This is a genomic window from Stenotrophomonas sp. GD03930, assembly GCF_029839665.1.
GTDB lineage: Bacteria > Pseudomonadota > Gammaproteobacteria > Xanthomonadales > Xanthomonadaceae > Stenotrophomonas > Stenotrophomonas forensis.
On the sequence record NZ_JAOCAV010000001.1, the window covers coordinates 1,739,129 to 1,747,500 of the forward strand.

Annotated in this window: 9 protein-coding genes; 4 read left to right on the forward strand and 5 right to left on the reverse strand. The window is 67.8% G+C overall.

Translation table 11 applies throughout. The features are described from left to right. Window positions 1–6: 6 nt before the first annotated feature. The 3 genes from N5C18_RS07785 to pyrE form a co-directional block, all read right to left on the reverse strand. On the reverse strand, window positions 7–99 hold the full coding sequence (locus tag N5C18_RS07785; protein WP_005407770.1) for a potassium-transporting ATPase subunit F: 93 nt from the start codon (window positions 97–99) through the stop codon (window positions 7–9). 174 nt (window positions 100–273) lie between these two features. Beyond that, window positions 274–939, reverse strand: a complete 666-nt coding sequence (locus tag N5C18_RS07790; protein WP_279944188.1) for a hypothetical protein — start codon at window positions 937–939, stop codon at window positions 274–276. Window positions 940–958: 19 nt separating this feature from the next. Beyond that, window positions 959–1,618 (reverse strand): orotate phosphoribosyltransferase, encoded by a 660-nt coding sequence (gene pyrE, locus N5C18_RS07795; RefSeq protein ID WP_053448569.1) that lies wholly within the window; start codon window positions 1,616–1,618, stop codon window positions 959–961. Window positions 1,619–1,780: 162 nt separating this feature from the next. On the opposite strand from pyrE, the gene N5C18_RS07800 reads away from it, so the two are divergent. From N5C18_RS07800 to N5C18_RS07810, 3 genes are all read left to right on the forward strand, one after another. Then, window positions 1,781–2,581: an exodeoxyribonuclease III gene (locus tag N5C18_RS07800; protein ID WP_164242766.1), complete on the forward strand. Its 801-nt coding sequence runs from the start codon at window positions 1,781–1,783 to the stop codon at window positions 2,579–2,581. Then, window positions 2,578–3,882, forward strand: a complete 1,305-nt coding sequence (locus tag N5C18_RS07805) for an MFS transporter (RefSeq protein ID WP_008268384.1) — start codon at window positions 2,578–2,580, stop codon at window positions 3,880–3,882. The genes N5C18_RS07800 and N5C18_RS07805 overlap by 4 nt, the downstream gene beginning before the upstream one ends. A gap of 77 nt (window positions 3,883–3,959) precedes the next feature. Then, window positions 3,960–4,190, forward strand: a complete 231-nt coding sequence (locus tag N5C18_RS07810; protein WP_049457368.1) for a hypothetical protein — start codon at window positions 3,960–3,962, stop codon at window positions 4,188–4,190. 38 nt (window positions 4,191–4,228) lie between these two features. Here N5C18_RS07810 and N5C18_RS07815 read toward each other — a convergent pair whose 3' ends face one another. Then, window positions 4,229–5,356 (reverse strand): anhydro-N-acetylmuramic acid kinase, encoded by a 1,128-nt coding sequence (locus tag N5C18_RS07815; RefSeq protein ID WP_080375963.1) that lies wholly within the window; start codon window positions 5,354–5,356, stop codon window positions 4,229–4,231. 65 nt (window positions 5,357–5,421) lie between these two features. Beyond that, window positions 5,422–6,894, reverse strand: a complete 1,473-nt coding sequence (locus N5C18_RS07820) for a peptidoglycan DD-metalloendopeptidase family protein (protein ID WP_053448571.1) — start codon at window positions 6,892–6,894, stop codon at window positions 5,422–5,424. A 166-nt stretch (window positions 6,895–7,060) separates the two neighbouring features. On the opposite strand from N5C18_RS07820, the gene tyrS reads away from it, so the two are divergent. Further along, window positions 7,061–8,272 carry a tyrosine--tRNA ligase gene (tyrS, locus tag N5C18_RS07825; protein WP_053448572.1) on the forward strand — a complete coding sequence of 404 codons (1,212 nt, stop codon included), beginning with the start codon at window positions 7,061–7,063 and terminating at the stop codon, window positions 8,270–8,272. The last annotated feature ends 100 nt before the right edge of the window (window positions 8,273–8,372 follow it).

Sequence of the window (8,372 nt, forward strand, 5' to 3'; positions counted from 1 at the left end):
GCTCCGTCAGAACGACTCGGGCCGAAGCACGACATAGAGAAGATAGGCGGCGGCGACCAGCACCAGCACGCCACACAACAACGACAGCCAGGGGGACATTGCAATAGCGTCCTGGTGGAACCCCTCCACCTCAGGCCGCCATCGTCGTCCTGCCCCCCATAAACGCACTACGCGCCGGACCGGGCCGACGCGTAAAGAGTGCATAAATTCGGTGGGCCAACCCGTAACCAGGCCCCGGGTAGCGCCGGGCCACGCCCGGTAGTGGGAGGCTCGTCAGCCGGCCGGTGCTGCCGCCGGCGCCAGCCCCTTCAGCTCGCGATAGCGCTGCAGGCTGCTGTCGATCTCGGCCTTCAGGGCCTGCTGCTGTTGCACGAACCCGGCCTGCAGCCGCTGCTGCGCCTGCAGCTGCACGTGCCGCTGGCGGATCGCTTCGGCCTGCTTGCCGGCCACCTTGCCGCCGGCCAGTTCGCGATCGCCGGCAGCCGCCAGCAGCGCCACCAGCGATTCACGCAGGCTGGTGACGTTGTACTCGGCCGTCTTGAGGTTGTTGTCCAGCACTTCCTGGCGTTCGGCGAACACCCGGCGCAGGTCGTCCTCGCTGCCATAGGTGGTCAGCATCGCCTGCTCGGTGCGCTGGCGGGTCTGCGCGGCCATCAGGTCCAGCTGCCGCTGCGCCGCTTCCGTGCTGGCGGCGGCGCGCTCCTCGTCGGTCAACGCGCGCTGGACCTGCGCATTGCGCAGGCCACTCTTTGCGTTGAACTCGTCGCGGGCATGGTTGACCGCGTCGGACGGCAGCGAATCGCTGCAGATCCGCTCCTTGCCCTCGTTCCAGCAGTACAGCTTCTTCTCCACCTTGCCACCGCCCCGCGGTTGTGCCGGAACGGAGAACGGCACGGCCAGCAGCAGGCCGGCAAAGAGCACAGCAGGAACTCGGGACATGACCTTTCCCCTGGGTCGGTCAGCGGGTCGAACGGACGCCGTACTGGGCCCGGTAGGCTTCCAGCGGCTGCCGGTAACCCACAAGTTCCGGGTTGCCGGAGGCGAAATCAAGCAGGTCGGCCAGCGACGCCACGGCGATCACCGGAATGCCGGCCTCTTCGGCCACCGACTGCGCGGCGGAGCGACGGTCGGATTCCGAGGCGATCTCCTGGCGGTCCAGCGCCACCACGATGCCGGCCGGCGTGCCACCGGCGGCGCGGATGATGCCCAGCGCTTCGCGGATCGCGGTACCGGCGGTGATCACGTCGTCGACGATCAGCACGCGCTTGCCATTCATGTCGGCGCCGATCAGCTGGCCGCCTTCACCGTGGTCCTTGGCTTCCTTGCGGTTGAACGACAGCGGCAGGTCGCGGCCGCGCTGGGCCAGCTCGCAGGCCATCGCGGTGGCCAGCGGAATGCCCTTGTAGGCCGGGCCGAACACCACGTCGTACTTGATCCCGGTGGCGTCGATGGCATCGGCGTAGCAGGCGCCGAGCTGCGACAGCAGCGAACCGGAGTCGAAACGACCGGCGTTGAAGAAATAGGGGCTCAGCCGGCCGGACTTGAGGGTGAACTGGCCGAAGCGCAGGGCGTCGGCGGTCAGGGCCAGCTGCAGGAAACGGTGGCGGTGGTCGCTCATCAAAACTCGATTCATCTTCATTTGGAGCACAAATCCTAATCCAGCTGGGCGTTTCGCGCTCGTCCGGCCCTGGGTGAGGGCCGTTGCGCCCCCCTCTGGCGGACTGCGCAGCCCTGCGGGCAACCGGTATGCTTGCCCGGTTTCCCGCCGCAGGTCCCCCGCATGCGCATCATCAGTTTCAACGCCAATGGCATCCGTTCCGCCGCAACCAAGGGCTTCCTCGATTGGTTCCGGGCCCAGGACGCCGACGTCCTGTGCATCCAGGAGACCAAGGCCCAGGAAGACCAGCTGACCGACCCGATGTTCCGCCCGGACGGCCACCACTGCTTCTACCGCGACGCCATCACCAAGAAGGGCTACAGCGGCGTGGCGATCTACAGCAAGCGCGAGCCGGACCAGGTCATCACCTCGCTGGGCTGGGCCCCGTTCGACGACGAAGGCCGCTACATCGAGGCGCGCTACGGCAACCTCAGCGTGGTCTCCTTCTATATCCCGTCCGGCAGCTCGGGCGACCTGCGCCAGGGTTTCAAGTTCGAAGTGATGGAATGGCTGCGGCCGATCCTCGAGGAATGGGCGCGCAGCGGCCGCGACTACGTGCTGTGCGGCGACTGGAACATCGTCCGTTCGGCGCTGGACATCAAGAACTGGAAGTCCAACCAGAAGAACTCCGGCTGCCTGCCGGAAGAGCGCGACTGGCTCAACGCGCTGTGCGCCGACCACGGCCAGGCCACCGATGTCACCGCCGGCCGCGGCTGGGCCGATGCCTACCGCCTGCTCAACCCCACCGGCGAGGACTACACCTGGTGGAGCAACCGCGGCGCCGCCCGCGCCAACAATGTCGGTTGGCGCATCGACTACCAGTTCATCACCCCGGGCCTGCGTGACCGCCTGCGCAGCTGCTCGATCTATCGCGACGAGCGCTTCTCCGACCACGCGCCGTTCATCGTGGACTACGACCTGTGACCGAGGCCGCCACGCCGGTCAGCTACAAGGGCTGGGCAGGCATCAAGCGCGCCTTCGGCACTCCGTCGGCGCTGACCATGGCCATGCTCGGCTTCGGCAGCGGCCTGCCGTTCCTGCTGATCGCCTCGCAGACCCTGTCCACGCGCCTGCGCGACGTCGGCCTGGACCTGGGCAGCATCGGCCTGATCAGCCTGGCCAGCTTCTTCTACCTGCTCAAGTTCCTGTGGGCGCCCCTGCTGGATCGCTATGCCTTCCCGCTGCTCGGTGGGCTCGGCCGCCGCCGCTCGTGGCTGCTGGTGTCGCAGGCGCTGGTGCTGGTCGGCCTGGTCGCACTGGCCTTCGTGCGTCCCGAGCAGGGCGTCTGGCCGCTGGTGGCCTGGGTGCTGGTGGCCTCGTTCGCCGGTGCCACCCAGGACTCGGCCGTCGACGCCTACCGCATCGAGATCGCGCCGCAGGCGGCGCAGGCCGCGCTGGCGGCCACCTATACGCTGGGTTACCGGATCGGCCTGATCCTGGCCGGTGCCGGCGCGCTGTACCTGGCCCAGTTCGAAGGCTGGATCGTGGCCTATCTGGCCATGGCGGCACTGATGCTGCTGCCGATCGTCACCACGCTGCTGTGCGCCGAACCGGAGCGTCCGGCCACCACCGTGCAGCGCCGCATCGATGTCGCCGAGGCGTTCGTCCAGCCCATCACCAGCTTCTTCAGCCGCAACGGCGTTGCGCTGGCGCTGGTGCTGCTGGCCTTCGTCGGGCTGTTCAAGTTCCCGGACCAGGTCATCGGCGTGATGGCCGGGCCGTTCTACCTCGACTCCGGGTTCGACAAGGCCGACATCGCGACCGTCTCCAAGCTGTTCGGTGTGTGGATGGGCATCGGTGGCGCCTTCCTGGGCGGCATCGCGGTGGCCGCGTTCGGTTTCCGCCGCATGCTGCTGGTGGCCGCGCTGGGCGTGGCGCTGTCCAACCTTGCGTTCCTGCTGATGGCGCACAACCCGGGCAAGCTGTGGGCGTTCTATGCCGCGCTCAGCGCCGACAACCTGTTCCAGGGCTTTGCCGGCACCGTGCTGGTGGCCTTCATGTCGTCGCTGACCGACCGCAACTTCACTGCCACCCAGTACGCGCTGCTGGTCTCGCTGGCCAACCTGCCCGGCAAGTTCGTCGGTGGCGTTTCCGGCTATATCGTTGAAGCCACCTCCTACAGCACGTTCTTCATCCTCAGCTCGGTCACCGTGGTGCCGACCCTGCTGCTGCTGGCCTGGTTGTGGCCGCGGATCGTGGATCGCGGGCCCCCGCCGGTCGCCTGATTGCCTGTACGTCCGGTCTGCGGGATCATCGCCCCGACGCGCCGAGGGGGCGGTGCCTTGCGAACGGGGAAGTGAGCATGGCCGACGTTGTGCTGCGGGACCTGGACCCGCTGCTGCTGGACCGTATCCGTCGAGTCGCGGTTGCCCGCGGCTGGACCCACGAACAGACCTGCGCGGCCTTGCTGGAGCAGGGCCTGTTCAGCAGTGAACTGGAGGTCCGCTCCGGCTTCGGCGATCCCGAAGTGGACGCCCTGTCCGATGCCATCGCCGCCCTGCAGGCCCTGCCCGCAGGACAGGGCTTCGATTAGCGCCTCTGTAGCGTCGAGCCATGCTCGACTGCTTCTGCTCACGCAGGATGTATCGCGCCCAGGATCCGCGGGCCTTTCGCCCCGGTCACGCTCGGCAGGTTGCCGGCCAGCCCGTCCATCGTCCGCTGCGCCAGCCACGCAAACCCCATCGCCTCCACGTACTCCGGGTCCAGCCCGTGCATCGCACTGGACTCCACCTGCACCTCCGGCAGCCGTGCCGCCAGCCGCTTCATCAGCTGCCGGTTGCGCACGCCACCGCCACAGACCAGCAGGCGCCGGGTCTGCGGCTGCTGCGCCAGCAGTGCGTCGGCCACCGTCGCCACGGTCAGCTCCAGCAGGGTCGCCTGCACGTCGGCGGCGGCGTATTCGCCTTCGCCCATGTGCGCCTCGGCCCAGGCCAGGTGGAACTGTTCGCGGCCGGTGCTCTTCGGTGGCGGTAGTGCGAACCACGGGTCCGAACGCCACCCGGCCAGAAGGCTGTCGTCCACCGCGCCACTGGCGGCATACGCGCCGTCGGCATCGAAGGTGCGGCCGGTGTGGCGCTGACACCAGGCGTCCATCAGCGCGTTGGCCGGGCCGGTATCGAAGCCACGCACCGCGCCTTCGCGCGGGATCAGGGTCAGGTTGGCGATGCCGCCCAGGTTCAGCACCGCGCGGTCTTCATCGGCGGTGCCGAGCATGCCCAGGTGGAAGGCCGGCATCAGCGGTGCGCCATGGCCCCCGGCCGCTACGTCGCGGCGGCGGAAGTCGCACACCGTGGTGATCCCGGTCAGTTCGGCGATGCGGTTGCCGTCGCCCAGCTGCACGGTGAACGCAGGGTCGGCCAGCGGCCGATGGCGCACGGTCTGCCCATGCGAGCCGATCGCCCGTACCTGCGCCGGGTCCACGCCCGCCTCGGCCAGCAGCTGGTTGGCGGCGTCGGCGAAGCTGATCGCGATCCGCGCATCCAGCTCGCCCAGTTCCTCCAGCGAGTCCAGTGGACCGCCTTCGCCCAGTGCCACCAGCCGTGCGCGCAGCACCGGCTCCCAGCGGGTGGTCAGCCCGTGCACGAAGCGGCAGCCGCCAGTGGTGGGGAACTGCACCAGGGCAGCGTCGATGCCATCGGCGCTGGTGCCCGACATCAGGCCAAGGTACAGGGGGGCGTCAGCGTCGGCAGTGGTGTTCATGGCAGGCATAAAAAAAGGACGCGGCAAGCTTGGGCTGCCGCGTCCTTCTTCGTCAACGCAGGGGCTCAGCCGCGCTTGCGGCCGGCGCTGCTCTTGTCCTTGGCGCTGGCCACCTCGGGTGCGGCCTCGTCGCGGCTGGTCGGGGCCGGGCTGGCGTCGGCGTAGATCAGCTTCTCCATGCCCTGGATGCGTGCCATCGCCGGCGCGGTCTGCGCACGGAAGGCCACCAGCTCGGCGCCCTTCAGCGGTTCCGGCGGTGGCATGGTCACCGTCAGCGGGTTGCGGTGCTCGCCGTTGACGCGGAATTCGTAGTGCAGGTGTGGGCCGGTGGCCAGGCCAGTCGAGCCGACATAGCCGATCACCGTGCCCTGGGCCACGCGCTGGCCGGTCTTGATGTTCGCAAAGCGCGACATGTGCCCGTACAGGGTGGTGTGGCCGCGGCCGTGGTCGAGGATCACCACGTTGCCGTAGCCGCGCTGCACGCCGGCGAACTGCACGCGGGCATCGCCGGCGGCCATGATCGGGGTGCCGGTGCGCGCGGCGTAGTCCACGCCCTTGTGCATGCGCATCTTGCCCAGCACCGGGTGCTTGCGCGCGCCGAAGGTCGAGCTCAGCCGCGCGAACGGGATCGGCATGCGGATGAAGCTCTTCTTCAGCGATCGCCCGTTGATGTCGTAGTACTCGGACTTGCCGTTGCGGTCGAAGCGGAAGCCGGAATAGGTCTTGCCACCGGTGGTGAAGGTCGCCGCCAGGATCTTGCTGGTGTCCACCTTCTCGCCTTCGCGCCAGGTTTCATCCATCACCACGCTGAAGCGGTCGCCCGGCTGCAGGTCCTTCGAGAAGTCGATGTCGTACTTGAAGATGTCGTCGGTCATCGTCGCGATCGCCGACGGCGACAGCCCGGCCCGGCGGGCCGCGGCGTACAGCGAGCTGGTGATCTCGCCGCTGGTGACCACCGTACGCGTGGAGGTCTCGCGCTTGGTCACCTTCTCCTTGATGTCATCGCCGGCCAGGCTCAACTCGACCCGGTTGTCGCCATCACGGTCGAAGCGGATGCTGCGCAGGTCGCCCGAGAGCGGCATGTCGAAGGCGATCTCGGTACCGGGGCGCAGCTTGGTCAGCGATTCGCGGGCGCCGGGATGGTCCAGCACGCGGTGCAGGGTGCTGGCCGGAATGCCGGCCTGGTCGAACAGGTCGCTCAGGGTCTGGCCGCGCTGCACCCGCAGCACCTGCCAGCTGTCGCCCGGCACCTGCTGCTGGCGGGCCATGCTCAGCGGCGGCAACGGCAGTGCCAGGCTGGTGTGGCTGTCGGCGAACGGCGCGTCGATGGTGTGCGAGAAGCCGGGGACGATCGTCGCCACCAGCGCACCGATGGTCGCAAACAGGCTGGCATGCATCCAATGGCGCCGGGTCCAGCGTTCATTGAATGCGGCGGGAAGGTGTTGCCTGAGCTTCCGATGCAGGGCGTTGTCGTGCAGGACGTGGAGGCGTTCCTGGAAGCGCTGCTTGCGTGCGCGCCCTTGTTCGGAGTTGTGCATCGGCGATTTTTCCTGACGGCCCGGGAGCGCGGGCCTAAACGCCGGTTACCATAGACACCTGAGAAAACCGCGTCAAACCCTTGTGCCCATTGGCTTTTGTGAAGCCAATCGGGTTAACTTTGCTTTAACACCCCACACAAGAATCGGCGTTGCCGGGAGTAGTCACGTGTCCTCGATTGAAGAAGCCCTTGCCCTGATCGGCCGTGGTGCCGACGAGATCCTCAAGCTCGAGGATCTGCGTGCGCGCCTGCAGGAAGGCCGTCCGCTGCGGATCAAGGCTGGCTTCGACCCCACCGCGCCCGACCTGCACCTGGGCCATACGGTGCTGCTGAACAAGATGCGCCAGTTCCAGGACCTCGGCCACCAGGTCATCTTCCTGATCGGCGACTTCACCGGGATGATCGGCGACCCGTCGGGCAAGAGCCTGACCCGCAAGCCGCTCAGCCGCGAGGATGTGCTGGCCAACGCCCGCACCTATGAGGAGCAGGTGTTCAAGGTGCTCGACCGCAGCCGTACCGAAGTCCGCTTCAATTCGGAGTGGTTCGGCAAGATGGGCGCGGCCGACATGATCCGCCTGGCCGGCCAGCACACCGTGGCGCGCATGCTCGAGCGCGACGACTTCGCCAAGCGCTACGCCGCCCAGCAGTCCATCGCCATCCACGAGTTCCTGTACCCGCTGGTGCAGGGCTACGACTCGGTGGCCCTGGAAGCCGACGTCGAGCTTGGCGGTACCGACCAGAAGTTCAACCTGCTGATGGGCCGCGGCCTGCAGGAGCACCATGGCCAGAAGCCGCAGGTGGTGCTGACCATGCCGCTGCTGGAAGGCCTGGACGGCGTCAACAAGATGTCCAAGTCGCTGGGCAACTACATCGGTATCAGCGAACCGGCCATCGACATCGTCACCAAGACCATGAAGGTGGACGACACCCTGATGTGGCGCTGGATCGAGCTGCTGTCGTTTGATATCAGCCAGGCCGAAGCCGTGCAGCTGCGCGAGCAGGTGGCCTCCGGCGGGCTGAATCCGCGCGTGGTCAAGCTGCGCCTGGCGCGTGAACTGGCGACCCGCTTCCACGACGCTGCGGCCGCCGAGCAGGCCATTGCCGGCTGGGAAGCGGCGGTGACCGGGCAGGGCGACATCACTCAGCTGCCGCTGCAGGACGTGGTGATCCCGGCCGAGGGCCTGCGTATCGCCGCGCTGCTGACGGCGGCCGGGCTGACCCCGAGTAACTCCGAAGCCAACCGCAAGCTCAAGGAGCGCGCGGTCAAGGTGGATGGTGACGTGGTGGAAGACGGCCAGCAGGTGCTGCTGCCGGGCTTTGAAGGCCTGCTGCAGGTCGGCAAGCGCACCTTCGCCCGCGTGCGCCTGGTCACTGCCTGACAGGAAGGAAGGGCCGGCGCCAGCCGGCCCTTCCTGCTTTGTATGTAGAGTCGAGCGTTGCTCGACTGCTCTTGCCCTTCGCGGAACCCCCACGAAGGGC

Bases quoted from the DNA above. Each gene is read 5' to 3' on its own strand.
- N5C18_RS07785 (WP_005407770.1), bottom strand. From the start codon at position 99: ATGTCCCCCTGGCTGTCGTTGTTGTGTGGCGTGCTGGTGCTGGTCGCC.
- N5C18_RS07790 (WP_279944188.1), bottom strand. From the start codon at position 939: ATGTCCCGAGTTCCTGCTGTGCTCTTTGCCGGCCTGCTGCTGGCCGTG.
- pyrE (WP_053448569.1), bottom strand. From the start codon at position 1,618: ATGAGCGACCACCGCCACCGTTTCCTGCAGCTGGCCCTGACCGCCGAC.
- N5C18_RS07800 (WP_164242766.1), top strand. From the start codon at position 1,781: ATGCGCATCATCAGTTTCAACGCCAATGGCATCCGTTCCGCCGCAACC.
- N5C18_RS07810 (WP_049457368.1), top strand. From the start codon at position 3,960: ATGGCCGACGTTGTGCTGCGGGACCTGGACCCGCTGCTGCTGGACCGT.
- N5C18_RS07815 (WP_080375963.1), bottom strand. From the start codon at position 5,356: ATGAACACCACTGCCGACGCTGACGCCCCCCTGTACCTTGGCCTGATG.
- N5C18_RS07820 (WP_053448571.1), bottom strand. From the start codon at position 6,894: ATGCACAACTCCGAACAAGGGCGCGCACGCAAGCAGCGCTTCCAGGAA.